This is a genomic window from Providencia sp. 6390 (assembly GCF_058148425.1).
Genome location: NZ_JBYVYL010000003.1, coordinates 130,684 through 145,760, shown reverse-complemented (window position 1 = coordinate 145,760; position 15,077 = coordinate 130,684). Strand labels below are relative to the sequence as shown.

The window sequence follows — 15,077 nt, the reverse complement described above, 5'->3', positions numbered from 1 at the left end:
AATTTAATTAAAAATAATCCCTCTTTAATATTAAAGAGGGATTAATAAATAGGTGCTTGTTTCCACAACCAAACAATAAAATAAGAGGAAAAGGTGAGGGGAAATACTATCCCCTCACTCGGCATTACCTTTCTTCGTAGAAAAGGGTTGCCTTAACGGTTGTACTGCCATTATTAAAGCTAATTGAACATACCCTATCATGTATCAACAACGAAATACCTAATACAGTGATACAGATGGCAATTAGGGATATGACTGCATACTTGGTCATTTCCTCTTGACCTCTTATTTGTTAAGAGGCACTATCTCAATTGTTGAGGTTGGGATGTGCCTCGGTGGTTGAACACAAAAACTCAATCATCGGGGCTTTTCCATTTTGGGCTGTTAATTAATGCTTAAACCCAAAAGGGTCAAGCACCCGCCAAAAGACTATCAAATATAATATTGTGAAGCATGATGAAGTTGGTCTGATATTTAATTTGCTAACTAATATATGAATTTGTCATGATTTAAAATTAATCTAATTAAAAATAATCCCTCTTTATAGTAAAAGAGGGATTAATAAATAGGTGCTTGTTTCCACAACCAAACAATAAAATAAGAGGAAAAGGTGAGGGGAAATACCATCCCCTCACTCGGCATTACCTTTCTTCGTAGAAAAGGGTTGCCTTAACGGTTGTACTGCCATTATTAAAGCTAATTGAACATACCCTATCATGTATCAACAACGAAATACCTAATACAGTGATACAGATGGCAATTAGCGATATGACTGCATACTTGGTCATTTCCTCTTGACCTCTTATTTGTTAAGAGGCAAAATCCCAATTGTTCGGTTGGAGATTGTGCCCCGGTGGTTGAACATAAACACTCAATCATCGGGGCTTTTCCGTTTTGGGCTGTTAATTAATGCTTAAACCCAAAAGGGTCAAGCACCCGTTAAAAGATTAACAGATTTAGCAAATAGGGTATTGTGAAGCATAATGATATTGGTCTGATTTTTAATTAGCTAACTAGCGTATAAGTTTATTATAATTTTAATCCAATATAATTGTATACTCTAAATCATTCGTGGTGCTGCTAGGCGACAAGTCAATGAGTTGCTTGGAGCATAGAAAACACTGTGATTGGTGCGAGTGAGTGGCGTCACTTATACCTCAACGAAAAGCGTTGCAACTTGAAGTATGACGAGTATAGGTTGCTAGAGCCATAAGTGGCTGCCCAGAACTTTTTTGATGTGGGTTAGAGTGGATCCTGCTCGTATAAAAATTGAGTAGTTATAAACAAGATTAGTTGTGACAAAAAATATAGAAATGAAACATTTGTTTCAAATTGTGCGATGATATCACTTCCTGCCTGATATAAAACCATTCATCTTGTGATGGGTTAACCTCTTTTTATCCTAATTGATTGAGTTTACATTGTTATTTTGTGATCGAACTAACACTAAAAATCCACTTTAATATAACAATTGTTACCTAGCGCTCAAAAACATAATTTTCAATTAATTATAAATTGAAATGAATGTTTTATTTGTTATATTTCATAATATCCTAATAGTGGATTTATAGCCTCAAGGAGCATTTCAATGTTCAATATAGCACTATTTGGCGCAGGACGTATCGGACAGGTTCATGCTGTCAATATTGCCGGCCACAAAGAAACCGCACTTTACTCTGTGATTGACCCGTACCAACCTAATGCGGTAGCGCTGGCGGAAAAGTACCAAGCGAAGGTTCAGTCAATCGACGAGGCAATGCAAGATCCTAACGTTCATGGTGTGTTGATTGCTTCTGCAACCGATACACATGCTGATTTAATTGAATTGGCTGCAAAAAACAAAAAAGTTATTTTTTGTGAAAAGCCAGTACATTTAGATTTAGAACGCGTTAGACAGTGTCTAAAAAGTGTTAAAGAGCACAAGGTACCTCTGTTTATTGGTTTCAACCGCCGTTATGATCCTCAATTCCGTCACCTGAAAAATTTATTCGAACAAGGCGCAATTGGTAAAGCAGAATCTTTAATTATTACATCCCGGGATCCATCACCACCTCCTGCTGAATATGTAAAAGTATCTGGCGGTATGTTCAGAGATATGACGATCCATGATTTTGACATGGCGCGCTTTATGATTGGCGAAAACCCATGTTCAGTCTATGCACAAGGTAGCAATGTTGTTGATCCTGCAATTGGGCAAGCAGGGGATATTGATACGGCATTTATTATTTTGAAATTCCCTTCAGGTGCGATGGCAACCATCTCCAACAGTCGTCGTTCTGGTTATGGTTACGATCAGCGCATCGAATTACATGGTGAAAAAGGTTTATTAACTGCGGGTAATATAAAAGAAAACAGTGTTGAGTTTTTAAGTGATGTAGGTTGTTTATCCGCAAAACCAGAGTTTTTCTTTCTACAACGTTATCACGAAGCTTATAAAGCAGAGTGGAACCACTTTGTTGATATTTTAGCAGGACGAGCAGAATCAGAAACGACGGGTACTGATGGTGAATTGGCTCTTTATTTAGCAGATAAAGCGCTTGAATCATTAAAATCAGGTAAAGAAGTTAAGCTATAAAATAAAAATTAAATTCGATTATAAAAATAAAGAACGAGAATTAAAGTTCTCGTTCTTATAAAGCCTGAACATAATTAAACTCTCTCCAATGACAAAAATAAGAAGTTCGGAGGAACAATGCTGGCTCTACAATTTATGCAAAGGTATGCAGACAATTTATATCCATATAAAGGTGTAATCCAGAGGAATTCGCATTCTCATTCCAATCAATATGTTTTACATATATCGTCTTGGTTCATTAAAGAATTAAATGACGTTAACTTTTTGAAGAGTTAATTATCTCAGGATTTAACAATCTAACTAGTGATTCAAATCAGCGTGTCAAAAAAACACTCATCATTTATTTAAAAAATAATACATTGTATTTTTTTGCACGGCATAGTGATTCAGATAAAAGGTAAAATTATGTCATTAACAATGAATCTTAATGAGCAACAAAGGAAAAGATTGCACCAAATTACATTAGTTGCCACTTTTGGCGGATTACTTTTTGGTTATGATACTGGTGTTATTAATGGTGCTTTTTCCTCATTAAAAGAAAATATGGGGTTAACGCCAACAACAGAAGGCTTAGTGATGAGCGTTCTGTTAGTTGGAGCCGCACTGGGTAGTATCTGTGGTGGTCGTTTCTCCGATTATTTAGGTCGCCGTACCTATCTGTTGTATCTCTCTTTTATTTTTCTGGCAGGTGCTTTTTTATCTGCTGCTGCACCAAATATCGAAATTCTTCTTGTTGCCCGCTTCCTACTAGGATTTGCGGTTGGTGGTGCATCCGTAACAGCGCCAACATTTATCTCTGAGGTTGCACCAACAGAAATGCGGGGGAAACTTACAGGGTTGAATGAGGTTGCTATTGTTATTGGTCAGCTTGCTGCTTTTGCTATCAACGCAATCATTGGTTCTATTTGGGGGCACTTACCTGATGTTTGGCGCTATATGTTATTAGTACAAGCAGTACCTGCGCTATGCTTACTGTTTGGTATGTGGCGTGCGCCGGAAAGCCCACGTTGGTTGATGAGCAAAAATCGTCGTGAAGAAGCCCTCAACATCTTAAAACAAATTAGACCAGAGAAAAGAGCATTACAAGAATATGAAGACATCGTGACTCTTCTCGACGTTGAAGCTGCTGAAGCGCAAAAAAATCCACACGCAAACAAGAAAAACTTAGCTCTCATTTTTCACACTCCATGGATTTTTAAACTGGTACTCATTGGTATCGTTTGGGCGGCGCTACAACAAACAACAGGTGTTAACGTGATCATGTACTATGGTACAGAGATCTTGAAAACAGCTGGTTTCTCTGAACAAACCTCATTGATATTTAACGTTTTAAATGGTGTCTTCTCTGTTGGCGGCATGTTGATTGGGGTTATATTCTTAGTTGACCGTTTTAAACGTAAAACATTAATAGTGTCTGGCTTTGCTTTGATGGCATCGCTCCACTTGTTAATTGCCGCAGCAGATTACTTCTTAACTGGTGATGTTAAAGCAACATTGATTTGGTTACTGGGAGCGATATTTGTTGGTGTGATGCAAGGTACAATGGGCTTTTTAACATGGGTTGTATTGGCGGAGCTGTTCCCACTAAAAATACGTGGTCTATCAATGGGGATCTCAGTTTTCTTTATGTGGATCATGAATGCCATCGTCAGCTACCTATTCCCACTGATGCAAGCTGAGCTTGGATTGGGCCCAGTGTTCTTGATCCTTGCAGTGATAAACTACTTAGCCATACTCTTTGTGACAAAGCTCCTACCAGAAACATCAAATAAATCATTGGAAGAGTTGGAAGAAGAACTTTCATCTATGTAATGGATCATTATACAGGGTATGACTAGTCCTATTTATCAGCAAAGAGGTTGATATATGATAGAGAAAATTACAGCAAATAACCTACATCTAGGTTGCCAAGCAAGAAACAAAGCTGAAGTTTTAACAATGGTAGGTAATGAGTTTAAAAAGAAAGGTTATGTTAATCAGGACTGTGTTCACTTTCTTAATGAAAGAGAGCAACAGATATCTACTTTTTTAGGTAATGGTATTACATTGCCACACTTACCAAAATCGGCAAATGATATTATTGTGACGAGCGGTGTTGAGATATTTCAATTTCCTGATGGAGTGATCTGGGATAGAACTAATGTCATGTTTATTGCGATTGGTGTTATTGCCAAATCGAGAGAACACATCGATGTACTTAGAGAGATTGCACTGATTTTCAGTGACGAATTTATTTCAAATGCATTATCGCTGACATCAAGTGAAGAAGAGTTTTTGAGTATTCTGCATCGTTGATCAAGTATTAATAGCTACCTTAGTGGTAGCCATTAATAGAGGTTGTTGACGAAGCGGGATAAAAGCGTGGTTTTTCCCGCTCCGTGTTATCAGTCGAAAATCAATAAATTGATTTTCCTAGTTTTTTCAAAAACCTTAATGATCATAGACAAACAAAATGCGTTTGTTTGTGGTCTGTATTACTGGCTACTCTAATGGTAGCCAGTAATACACTTCAATATTATGTGAAATAAATCGCATTTCATTTCATTAATTCCTCCTTTATTTCATTTTTTATTTCATTTCTAGTGGATTAACACTTCAGTTGTGAATTTTATTTCCTTGTATATTAATGAATTATACAAAAAATTAACGCCAGATCACATAATGAAATTAATATTTCTTGTTTTGTTGAAAATGAAATAAATATTCCGTATAACATCAGTATCAAATAAAAACATCAGGCACAGACATCGGCTGAGCTTGCGCTACATAAGATAAGCTGCACGAAGGGAGAGTACAGAATGAAAGAAATCCGTATTGGCATGATAGGTACTGGTTATATCGGTCGCGCTCATGCGATTGCTTATGCTCAGGCACCAACCGTTTTCCCATTAAAAGGTAAGCTTGTTCGTGAAATGATTGCGGAAATTACCCCCGAGTTAGCCGAAGCTCGTGCAAAGGAGATGGGCTTTAATCGTTCAACCGATGACTGGCGTAAATTGGTGGCTGATCCAAATATTGATGTTGTTGATATTTGTTCACCAAACTTTCTACATAAAGAAATGGCTATGGAAGCCATAAAGCAAGGTAAACATGTTTATTGCGAAAAACCATTAGCATTGAATTCGCAAGATGCTAAAGAAATGGTCGCGGCAGCTGCAAAAGCAGGCGTAAAAACACTGGTTGGATTTAACTACATGAAAAACCCAACCGCGCAATTAGCAAAAGAAATTATTGCCAATGGCGAAATAGGTGACGTTATCCATTTCTATGGCACTCATAATGAAGACTATATGGCGGATCCTAAAGCGCCAATTCATTGGCACTGCTTCAAAGATAAAGCAGGCTTAGGGGCTCTTGGTGATTTATCAGCCCATATTATTAATATGGCTCAATTCTTAGTCGGCGATATTGAAACAGTATGTGGTGATATGGAAATTGTCATTAAGCAACGTCCCGAAAAGACAGGTTCTTCTGTCATGGTTGATGTTGAAAATGAAGATCAGGCACATGCGATGGTACGTTTTGCTGGTGGGGCGATGGGCGTGATTGAAACCTCTCGGATTGCTTCAGGTCGCAAAATGGGGCTTACCTATGTTGTGACTGGCACAAAAGGCACCTTGTCTTTCACTCAAGAACGCATGGCTGAATTGAAACTGTATCGACACGATGAACCAAGCAACCGCCAAGGTTTTAAAACCATTTTAGTGGGCCCTGAGCATCCAGACTATGCGCCATTCTGTAATGGTGCGGGGCACGGTATTGGGTTTAACGACCAAAAAACAGTTGAAATCCGCGATTTAATTGATGGTGTCGCAATGGATGAAAATATGTGGCCTGACTTCGAAGAAGGTTGGAAAGTGTCACGCATTCTTGATGCCATCGCACGTTCTTATGAAGAACAGCGTTGGGTTAAAGTTACTGAAATCAATTAATTCTGTTTAAGAGGTGATTAATGGATAAGCAGAAGGAATTAGATGTTATCTGCATGGGGCGTATTGCCGTTGACCTTTATGGGCAGCAGATAGGTTCGCGTCTAGAAGATATGAGTAGTTTTGCTAAGTACTTAGGTGGTTCGTCAGGTAACGTTGCATACGGTACTGCAATACAAGGATTGAAATCATCAATGCTAGCTCGAGTTGGTGATGAGCACATGGGGCGCTTTATTCGTGAAGAGCTGCAACGTGTTGGTTGTGACACTAGTCATCTGATCACTGATAAAGACAGATTAACAGGTTTAGTGATTTTAGGTATTAAAGACGAAGATACATTTCCATTGATTTTCTATCGTGAAAACTGTGCAGATATGGCGATCACGGCGGATGATTTCAGCGAAGATTTTATCGCTTCAGCGCGTTGCTTAGCGATCACTGGAACGCATTTATCTCACCCTAAAACACGTTCCGCAGTGTTAAAGGCGTTGGAATACGCGAAGAAGAATGGTGTTAAAACAGCGATTGATATTGATTATCGCCCAGTACTTTGGGGACTGACTTCTTTAGGTGATGGTGAAACCCGTTTTATTGAATCAGATAAAGTGACGGAACAGCTACAAGAAGTATTGTCACTATTTGATCTGATTGTGGGTACAGAAGAAGAATTCCATATTGCTGGTGGCTCGACGGATACTATTCAGGCACTAAAAAATGTACGTCAATTGACTGATGCGGAATTAGTTTGTAAGCGTGGTGCACTGGGATGTTCAGTATTTACTAAAGCTATTCCTGAAACATTAGACGAAGGAATTACCGTAAAAGGTGTGCGTGTTGAAGTGCTCAACGTATTAGGTGCTGGTGATGCCTTTATGTCAGGTTTACTGCGCGGCTATCTGAATGGCGAAGGTTGGGAAAAAGCATGTGCTTATGCAAATGCCTGTGGTGCTCTCGTGGTATCGCGCCATGGTTGTGCGCCAGCTATGCCAAGTAAAGTTGAGTTAGATAACTATCTTGAGCGTGCGGCAGCAGTGCCTCGTCCAGACTTAGACCCCATGTTGAATCATTTGCATCGTGTGACAACGCGTGGAACACAATGGGAAGAGCTGTGTGTAATGGCTTTCGACCATCGTATTCAATTTGTTGATATGGCAAGAACCGCTGGCGCAGATATTTCATGTATTCCTTACCTGAAAAAACTGATATTCCGTGCTAGCCGTGAAGTTGCTGAAGAAGCAGGGTTACAAGGCAAAGCAGGGTTATTGTGCGACAGTACTTTCGGTCAAGATGTGCTGAATGATGTTACTGGCAGAGGTTGGTGGATTGGTCGGCCGATTGAATTGCCTGCTTCTCGACCACTTTGTTTAGAGCATGGCAATATTGGTTCACAGCTAGTTAGCTGGCCAAAAGAGCACATTGTGAAATGTTTAGTTTTCTTCCATCCAGAAGACAATCACCCATTGCGCTTAGAGCAGGAAAAAACAGTTCAAGAAGTCTATAACGCATGTTGCCAATCTGGACATGAGTTATTACTTGAAATCATTTTGCCAGCAGATATGGAGCGTAATGATGAGCTCTATCTACGTGCAATCAAACGTTTCTATAACTTAGGTATCAAGCCTGATTGGTGGAAGCTACCACCACTGCGAGCTGAAAATTGGGATGTAGTCGATGCGCTGATCCAAGAGCGTGACCCGTATTGCCGCGGTGTTGTTTTACTGGGCCTAGATGCACCACAAGCTGAATTAGAAGCAGGTTTCAATGCCGCTGCTGGGAAATCCGTTGTAAAAGGGTTTGCAGTTGGCCGCACATTATTTGGTAAACCATCATTAGCATGGATGAAGGGTGAACTTGATGATGATGCGTTAGTTCAAGCAATTAAAACCAATTACCACGGTCTGATCGCCTTATGGCGTCAACGTAAATAATATTACTCTTACCTATACACAGGAGCTTCATCATGGCAATCCAACTTGGTATTAACCCTTTGACATGGACCAATGATGATTTACCAACACTCGGCGCAGAAACGCCGTTAGAAACATGTTTAACTGAAGGCCGTCAGGCAGGGTTTGTCGGTTTTGAGTTAGGTAATAAATTTCCACGTAAAGCAGAAATATTAGGGCCAATTTTAGAACAACATGATCTTAAATTAGTTTCTGGCTGGTATTCAGGTGAGTTACTGACTCGCAGCGTCGAAGAGGAAATTGAAGCTGTTCAAGGCCACTTGGCATTATTGCGTGATTTAGGTGCAAAAGTAATGGTATTCGCTGAAGTGACCAACTGTATTCATGGCGATCAAGATAAACCTGTTCATATGCGTCCACTTTTCCCCGCAGATCAGTGGGAAGAGTACGGTAAAAAACTGACTGAATTCGCGAAGTACACCTTGTCACAAGGCGTACAAATTGCTTATCACCACCATATGGGAACAGTGATTGAATCCGCAGAAGATGTTGATAATTTAATGAAATATACTGGTGATGAAGTGGGCTTACTGCTAGATACAGGGCACTTAACATTTGCTGGCGCAGATCCTGTTGAAGTTGCTAAACGTTGGGCAAAACGTATCAACCATGTTCACTGTAAAGACGTCCGTGCTGATGTACTGCAAGATGTGAAGAATCGCAAAACAAGTTTCTTGAATGCGGTATTGGCAGGGGTATTTACCGTTCCTGGTGATGGTTGTGTCGATTATCCTGCGGTATTTAAAGTATTAAAAAATAGCCAATATGAAAATGGATGGCTAGTGGTTGAAGCAGAGCAGGATCCTGCTATTGCTCACCCATTAACTTATGCAACACTGGGCTATAATAACCTGCATAAATTTGCCAAAGATGCAGGTCTGATTTAAGTCACAGTGGTAGTGAAGTCAGTAATTTGAGTTGCGGCATACAGCCGCAGCTTAAAATGTTCTGTTAGAGGCCGAGGTAAGCGATATGTCTAAATTATTATCAAAGTATCATTCGCCAGATGAGCAGAAGCGTACACAGCATATTACGCCTGAATCAGCCAAATGGGGGTATGTTCACTTTGATGCGTATGAACTAAAACAGGGTGAATCTATTTCCTTGCCTGCATCTGAGAATGAAGTGTGCTTAGTGTTATTTGCTGGTAAAGCGACAGTCAAAACACCAAAGCAAACATTTTCCAATATCGGTGATCGCATGGATCCTTTTGAGCGCAAAAAGCCCTATGCCGTTTATGTGACAGCACAAGAAGCGATTGAAGTGACAGCTGAAACAGCATTGGAATTAGCGGTATGCCAAGCGAAAGGTAAAGGTACTTACCCAACGCGTTTGATTGGGCCTGAAGATATCGATGCTGAGCAACGTGGTCACGGGAACAATAAACGCTATGTTCATAACATCCTTCCGGATAATAAATCAGCAGATAGCTTGCTAGTGGTTGAAGTGTTTACAGATGAGGGGTGCACCAGTTCCTATCCAAGTCATAAGCATGATACTGATAATGAACCTGCGGAAACTTATCTGGAAGAGACCTATTACCATCGTCTTAACCCATCACAAGGTTTTTGTATGCAGCGCGTCTACACCGATGATCGTGAATTAGATGAGTGTATGGCTGTTTATAATAAAGACGTGGTAATGGTGCCAAAGGGCTACCATCCAATGGCAACAATGGCAGGATACGATAACTATTACTTGAATGTTATGGCTGGACCAACACGTAAATGGCTCTTTACGTGGGAGAAAGATCATAATTGGGTAAACAGTGAAGTGTATGCCGCCAAGCATCGTGATGAAAAGTAGTATTGATACTCATCATACTTCAAGTTGTACCTTGAATTATTGAGAGTATAGACCGAAACCAAAACCAAAATCTGTTATCTAGACTTTGCCAGCAATTCGTTGCTGGCTTTTTTATTTCCATATTAATAGTATTGGATTTTACTAGCTACCAATGCAGTTAATGCATTTTTAATTTTACGCCAATCACATTATTAACATGTTAATCTGTTTGAATGTGTTCATTGTGTTAATTTTATGTAAACAAAACATGATGAGTGGGGTAGGAATGAAGCATAAAACAGGTTTTTTCTTTGATGAGCATTGTTTTTGGCACAGTACTGGCTTACATGCAACAACGTTACCCGTCGGCGGTTGGGTGCAGCCTCCAGCAGGAGCCTCACATGCGGAATCCCCTGAAACCAAAAGGCGACTTAAGAGCCTAATGGATGTTTCAGGGCTAAGCCGTTCTCTTGTTTTATCTTCTGCTGAACCTGCAAGTGAAGAAACGCTTCTTAAAATCCACCCGCAAGAGTATCTCACTCGTTTTAAACTAGTTAGCGATAATGGCGGTGGGCTATTAGGCAAAGAAGCCCCTTTAGGGCCGGGTAGCTATGAAATTGCTAAGTTATCAGTTGGGTTAGCCTGTGCTGCTGTTGATGCGGTACTTAGTGGTGAATTGGATAATGCATATAGTCTTTCTCGACCACCGGGACATCATTGCTTACCTGATGAGTCAATGGGATTTTGTTTCCTTGCTAACATTCCATTAGCCATTGAGCGGGCAAAACAACAATTTAATTTACAGCGTGTTGCTGTTATTGATTGGGATGTTCACCATGGAAACGGAACTCAACATATTTTTTGGGATCGCTCAGATGTTTTAACCATTTCTTTGCATCAAGATGGGTGCTTTCCTCCTGGGTATAGCGGTGAAGATGATATTGGTGGTGGTGAAGGTGAAGGATATAACTTAAATATCCCATTACTCGCTGGTGCAGGCCATAATAGCTATATCTATGCAATGAAACAGATTGTTATACCTGCCTTAGAACGCTTCAAACCTGAATTGATTATTGTTGCTAGTGGCTATGATGCAAATGCATTAGATCCACTTGCGAGAATGCAGCTACATAGCGAAAGTTTTCGTGAAATGACCCAATTGGTTATGGATGCAGCGGATAGATTATGTGATGGAAAACTGGTTATCGTTCATGAAGGTGGCTACTCGGAAGCTTATGTGCCATTTTGTGGATTAGCGGTGATTGAAGAAATGGTGGGCATTCGAACTGAAGTTGAAGATCCACTATTAGATTTTATTGGCTTACAGCAACCGAAAGCTGAATTTGAGCTCTTTCAACAACAAATGTTGGATAAGCTAAAAGGCAAGTTTGGTTTATAGTGAGAGTGAAAGCGGTTTGCTCCTAGGAGCAAACCACATTGATTAGTAAGCTGCTGTGAATTGTTTGCGAATAAATTTGGGCTTCTCAGCTTCATCAAGAATGGCGACAGCAAGATCTTCCACTGAGATCTTAGCGGGAACATTACCATTCATTAGCAGTTGATTGCCTGCAATTCTAAACGTTTCTGTCCGTTCTCCTGATTCAAGTACTGCGGCAGGGGAGACAAACGTCCAATCAAGATCCTGTATAGTCTGTAAGGTTTGCTTTAACTCCCTGACCGCTTGTGCACCAGGTTTGATAGCTGCAGGGAAATCAGGTGAATCAATCAAATCAATCCCCGGTGCTATTTCAAGGCTACCAGCACCACCAACAACAATAAAGCGTTTAACACCTGACTGTTGAACGGCATGTAAGATAGCTTGGTTACCTGTCACGGTATCTTGGTATAAGTTAGGATTTTGCCAACCGCCATTGAAGGCACTGATCACAATATCTTGTCCTCTTAAGCGAGCCGTTAGCCAAGAGGTGTCAGTAATATCCCCAGCAGCAGTAATTAAATGGGCATGTTGTGGGAGTTGATTGCTATGGCGAGAAATAGCCGTAACTTGATGATGACGAAGCAGTGCTTCATTAACGAGTGCCTTGCCTACAAAACCAGTTGCTCCAATAATGGATATTTTCATTGTTTGCTCCGCAAGTTAATTATACTCATCATCACTCGCACCACGGTGTTAGGTTAACCCAATGATGAGTCTAAGGTTTTTTACCTAACTGTACCTTGAATGATGGGGAGTATTTCATTCAGTTATGTAACTTTAATTAGTCATATTTTTAGCGAGTTCTCTCTGAGTATAACGTAATGTTAATCAACGTAGTGGAATTTACTCTTCATTACGAGCCGCTTCGCAAAGAAGAACGTTATTGCAACAACGCGGGTTTGCAAAAATTGACAACTTGCTCAATACGCAGTTTTAAATCAGTATTATTTTCAGTTGTGAGTAACCCTAATGCCATTTGGCGCAATGGCTCCGCAATTGCCATCGATAGGATAAAATCACTGATCACAGAAAAATCTTGTTTGGCAATAATATGTTGTTGATGGTGTTTATTTAACCAATCTTGCAATAGAGCTCGACTCCTCTCAATCCCACTTTTTTGATATTTATCGAGTAACACATCACGTTGGCTAAATTCAGTTTGTAATAATTTAAATAAACCGACAGCTTCAGGAGTTAGCACTTTTTGGGCGATAGCCTGCAAGTTTGTAGTCAGTAATTCAAAAAATTCATCGGGGTTTGAAGCGGTTTGTTCAAATAAGGGAACAAAACTGTCAGTCCAACTTAAAACAACTAACTCAATTAAGCTTTCGCGGTTATCTACAAATCGATAAATCGTCTTTTTCGCGACTCCAGCCTGCTTGGCGATGTTGTCAATCGTTGTTGCTGGATAACCTTGTTCAATAAGCAAAGTTAGAGCTGCTTGAGTGATTTTTTCTTTTAATATTTCTTCTGGCACGCTAGGGCGGCCTCGGACCAATTTGCTATTAGACATAAATTGCGACTCGCTATTTTTATTATTGACATTGTCTTATTTTACACCAATTATATTTAGGAAACAAATTACGTTTCCTAAATGAGTGGTAAAATGAAAAAGTGCAAAACTTGGGCAGTAGAAGATATCAATCAATTGTTGTTACCAGCGCCTTTGCGGATGGAAATGGGCATTGAGCGAGATGATCAAGGTTTATTAACCGTCGCAGTCAGAACGGACTTACATGGATGTAAAGGCAGGATGTTGGAGTGGTGGTTCACTTTTTTTGAGACAACACAGCATATTCGCTGGTGGCATCCACATGATCATGTTGAACATAGAGGGTGGGATGACAAGTGGATTAAAGGGCACAGCTATATTGGTGCTTCAATTCATGCCGTTGAATCCTTAGGTGATATTCCTCCTGTTGCGGCTAAATTGAAATTTAGGCAACCAAGCGATTTTTTTGATGCAGAAAAGTTATCTCACGCGATAGAAAATCATCATATTTCAGCGGTAATATGTGCTTCTATCGGTTTTGGTGAGAACATAATTATGGACGCTGATGGGTTCCCGATTGATGGTAAAATGATGCATTTAGCGCGTGATACTGAGTTTGGCTGTGTTCTACGTAGTCGCTTTGTATTTGGGGCTTCACTCGCTGAACCTGAATCGAAGTTACCTGATGAAATCGGCTTTGGGCTAATGCGCCATTGTTATAATGAATTTAGCTATCTTTCACGTTTATTACCATCACTCTACTATGGTGAGCACGGTAATGGCGAAAAAGCACCACTTCCATGGTGAATGAATTAGCCCGGAAGGGCTAATTCAAGCTATTTTGCATCTCTAAATAGTTTGAGAATAATACTAGTAACGATTGCAATCGCTCCACCCAATGCAGTTTCTAACACTCTATCGAATAACAATACATAGGCGGGATGTCGCCAATAAATAACTTGTTCAAGCACTGAGAGAATCAAACTCGTGACAATAAATGTCATAAAGGTATAACCATGATGGAAGCTCATTGGCATGAGAAATGCGAAGACAACAATTGCTGCTAACCCGATATAAGGCATCAAAGGGGTATTAAAGAGGAAATAAAGTAGTAAAACAGAGAGTAAGCTTCCGGCAACACGCTGTAAGGTGATTTGAATAATACTCTGTGACTTTGGATGCAATACAAATACAAAGGTAAGCAGTGTCCAATAGAAATGTCCTAAGCCAAGCATCAGTGGGATGGTTAATGACAGCATCAGTCCAATAGCATAGGTCATTGCACGGGGAATGATGTGCTTACGCAAAGTAAATAAATTTTGCTCAACTAGACTTCCCGTAATAATGGAGCGGCGGTGCATTTTTTTACTCAGAAGGTAACAGGCCATTAAGGTAACACTGCTGCCAATAATAAACCCAAATGCTAAGCTTTTAGAAATATCAGGCAAGATAGTGCCAATGGTTGACATGATAATCATAAATTTCATTGTCAGATCCATAACAGGGTCAGTACCGTAAAGCTGATAATAAACAAAAGAAAAGACTGCAAGGTAAATATAGAAGGCTGTACCTAAGCGTAGAGTGTCACCGATAAAAATAGCCACGAGGATCATGGCAAGCCAAAAAGCAGTATAAAAATAATTTTTGTATTCTTTAGCTGCATTAAATAGGTTAAATGCATATAAAGTTGAGAACGCCGCCCACATAGAAGCTTGTACATCCATGATGGCAAATGCGACTAAAGCACTTAGCAGCATACAGCCACTAAACATGAGCCCGTCATTGATTGCTGGAATTTTCCTCATAAAAAGATGCTCGCAATAGGTTTTATAAGTTATTATTTATTAAGATGATTTTATACTAACATAATTATAAAATTATCGTTCAGAAT

Annotated in this window: 14 protein-coding genes; 9 read left to right on the top strand and 5 right to left on the bottom strand. The window is 39.8% G+C overall.

Translation table 11 applies throughout. The features are described 5' to 3' along the window. Positions 1-124: 124 nt before the first annotated feature. Positions 125-271 carry a Hok/Gef family protein gene (locus tag AC3Z9T_RS08065; protein ID WP_490125682.1) on the bottom strand — a complete coding sequence of 49 codons (147 nt, stop codon included), beginning with the start codon at positions 269-271 and terminating at the stop codon, positions 125-127. A gap of 370 nt (positions 272-641) precedes the next feature. Next, complete coding sequence (locus AC3Z9T_RS08060) at positions 642-788, bottom strand: Hok/Gef family protein (RefSeq protein ID WP_490125682.1); 147 nt, start codon at positions 786-788, stop codon at positions 642-644. An 800-nt stretch (positions 789-1,588) separates the two neighbouring features. Between AC3Z9T_RS08060 and iolG the strand changes: the two genes are divergently transcribed. The 8 genes from iolG (at position 1,589) to AC3Z9T_RS08020 (ending at position 11,655) form a co-directional block, all read left to right on the top strand. Further along, complete coding sequence (gene iolG, locus AC3Z9T_RS08055) at positions 1,589-2,575, top strand: inositol 2-dehydrogenase (protein ID WP_490125681.1); 987 nt, start codon at positions 1,589-1,591, stop codon at positions 2,573-2,575. Positions 2,576-2,980: 405 nt separating this feature from the next. Next, on the top strand, positions 2,981-4,387 hold the full coding sequence (locus tag AC3Z9T_RS08050; protein WP_490125680.1) for a sugar porter family MFS transporter: 1,407 nt from the start codon (positions 2,981-2,983) through the stop codon (positions 4,385-4,387). Positions 4,388-4,441: 54 nt separating this feature from the next. Next, positions 4,442-4,870 carry a PTS mannitol transporter subunit IIA gene (locus AC3Z9T_RS08045; protein ID WP_490125679.1) on the top strand — a complete coding sequence of 143 codons (429 nt, stop codon included), beginning with the start codon at positions 4,442-4,444 and terminating at the stop codon, positions 4,868-4,870. Between the two features lie 503 nt (positions 4,871-5,373). Next, positions 5,374-6,507 (top strand): Gfo/Idh/MocA family protein, encoded by a 1,134-nt coding sequence (locus AC3Z9T_RS08040; RefSeq protein WP_490125678.1) that lies wholly within the window; start codon positions 5,374-5,376, stop codon positions 6,505-6,507. Positions 6,508-6,527: 20 nt separating this feature from the next. Next, on the top strand, positions 6,528-8,432 hold the full coding sequence (locus tag AC3Z9T_RS08035; protein WP_490125677.1) for a bifunctional 5-dehydro-2-deoxygluconokinase/5-dehydro-2-deoxyphosphogluconate aldolase: 1,905 nt from the start codon (positions 6,528-6,530) through the stop codon (positions 8,430-8,432). 32 nt (positions 8,433-8,464) lie between these two features. After that, complete coding sequence (gene iolE / locus AC3Z9T_RS08030) at positions 8,465-9,358, top strand: myo-inosose-2 dehydratase (RefSeq protein ID WP_490125676.1); 894 nt, start codon at positions 8,465-8,467, stop codon at positions 9,356-9,358. Positions 9,359-9,443: 85 nt separating this feature from the next. Further along, positions 9,444-10,277: a 5-deoxy-glucuronate isomerase gene (gene iolB / locus AC3Z9T_RS08025; protein WP_490125675.1), complete on the top strand. Its 834-nt coding sequence runs from the start codon at positions 9,444-9,446 to the stop codon at positions 10,275-10,277. A 265-nt stretch (positions 10,278-10,542) separates the two neighbouring features. Next, positions 10,543-11,655: a class II histone deacetylase gene (locus AC3Z9T_RS08020; RefSeq protein ID WP_490125674.1), complete on the top strand. Its 1,113-nt coding sequence runs from the start codon at positions 10,543-10,545 to the stop codon at positions 11,653-11,655. 42 nt (positions 11,656-11,697) lie between these two features. Here AC3Z9T_RS08020 and AC3Z9T_RS08015 read toward each other — a convergent pair whose 3' ends face one another. Together AC3Z9T_RS08015 and AC3Z9T_RS08010 are read right to left on the bottom strand one after the other, a co-directional pair. Next, positions 11,698-12,339, bottom strand: a complete 642-nt coding sequence (locus AC3Z9T_RS08015) for an NAD(P)-dependent oxidoreductase (RefSeq protein ID WP_490125673.1) — start codon at positions 12,337-12,339, stop codon at positions 11,698-11,700. 235 nt (positions 12,340-12,574) lie between these two features. Continuing rightward, positions 12,575-13,207, bottom strand: a complete 633-nt coding sequence (locus AC3Z9T_RS08010; protein WP_490125672.1) for a TetR/AcrR family transcriptional regulator — start codon at positions 13,205-13,207, stop codon at positions 12,575-12,577. A gap of 93 nt (positions 13,208-13,300) precedes the next feature. On the opposite strand from AC3Z9T_RS08010, the gene AC3Z9T_RS08005 reads away from it, so the two are divergent. After that, positions 13,301-13,993 carry a DAPG hydrolase family protein gene (locus AC3Z9T_RS08005; RefSeq protein WP_490125671.1) on the top strand — a complete coding sequence of 231 codons (693 nt, stop codon included), beginning with the start codon at positions 13,301-13,303 and terminating at the stop codon, positions 13,991-13,993. A gap of 29 nt (positions 13,994-14,022) precedes the next feature. Here the strand turns inward: AC3Z9T_RS08005 and AC3Z9T_RS08000 are convergent, their stop codons facing one another. After that, positions 14,023-14,991, bottom strand: coding sequence for an FUSC family protein (locus tag AC3Z9T_RS08000; protein ID WP_490125670.1), 969 nt, complete (start codon positions 14,989-14,991; stop codon positions 14,023-14,025). Positions 14,992-15,077 lie beyond the last annotated feature (86 nt).

What these genes read in the sequence shown, in the direction of transcription:
- AC3Z9T_RS08050 (WP_490125680.1), top strand. Translation starts at nt 2,981, where the DNA reads ATGTCATTAACAATGAATCTTAATGAGCAACAAAGGAAAAGATTGCAC.
- AC3Z9T_RS08015 (WP_490125673.1), bottom strand. Translation starts at nt 12,339, where the DNA reads ATGAAAATATCCATTATTGGAGCAACTGGTTTTGTAGGCAAGGCACTC.
- AC3Z9T_RS08040 (WP_490125678.1), top strand. Translation starts at nt 5,374, where the DNA reads ATGAAAGAAATCCGTATTGGCATGATAGGTACTGGTTATATCGGTCGC.
- iolG (WP_490125681.1), top strand. Translation starts at nt 1,589, where the DNA reads ATGTTCAATATAGCACTATTTGGCGCAGGACGTATCGGACAGGTTCAT.
- iolB (WP_490125675.1), top strand. Translation starts at nt 9,444, where the DNA reads ATGTCTAAATTATTATCAAAGTATCATTCGCCAGATGAGCAGAAGCGT.
- AC3Z9T_RS08045 (WP_490125679.1), top strand. Translation starts at nt 4,442, where the DNA reads ATGATAGAGAAAATTACAGCAAATAACCTACATCTAGGTTGCCAAGCA.
- iolE (WP_490125676.1), top strand. Translation starts at nt 8,465, where the DNA reads ATGGCAATCCAACTTGGTATTAACCCTTTGACATGGACCAATGATGAT.
- AC3Z9T_RS08035 (WP_490125677.1), top strand. Translation starts at nt 6,528, where the DNA reads ATGGATAAGCAGAAGGAATTAGATGTTATCTGCATGGGGCGTATTGCC.
- AC3Z9T_RS08010 (WP_490125672.1), bottom strand. Translation starts at nt 13,207, where the DNA reads ATGTCTAATAGCAAATTGGTCCGAGGCCGCCCTAGCGTGCCAGAAGAA.
- AC3Z9T_RS08060 (WP_490125682.1), bottom strand. Translation starts at nt 788, where the DNA reads ATGACCAAGTATGCAGTCATATCGCTAATTGCCATCTGTATCACTGTA.
- AC3Z9T_RS08065 (WP_490125682.1), bottom strand. Translation starts at nt 271, where the DNA reads ATGACCAAGTATGCAGTCATATCCCTAATTGCCATCTGTATCACTGTA.
- AC3Z9T_RS08000 (WP_490125670.1), bottom strand. Translation starts at nt 14,991, where the DNA reads ATGAGGAAAATTCCAGCAATCAATGACGGGCTCATGTTTAGTGGCTGT.
- AC3Z9T_RS08005 (WP_490125671.1), top strand. Translation starts at nt 13,301, where the DNA reads ATGAAAAAGTGCAAAACTTGGGCAGTAGAAGATATCAATCAATTGTTG.
- AC3Z9T_RS08020 (WP_490125674.1), top strand. Translation starts at nt 10,543, where the DNA reads ATGAAGCATAAAACAGGTTTTTTCTTTGATGAGCATTGTTTTTGGCAC.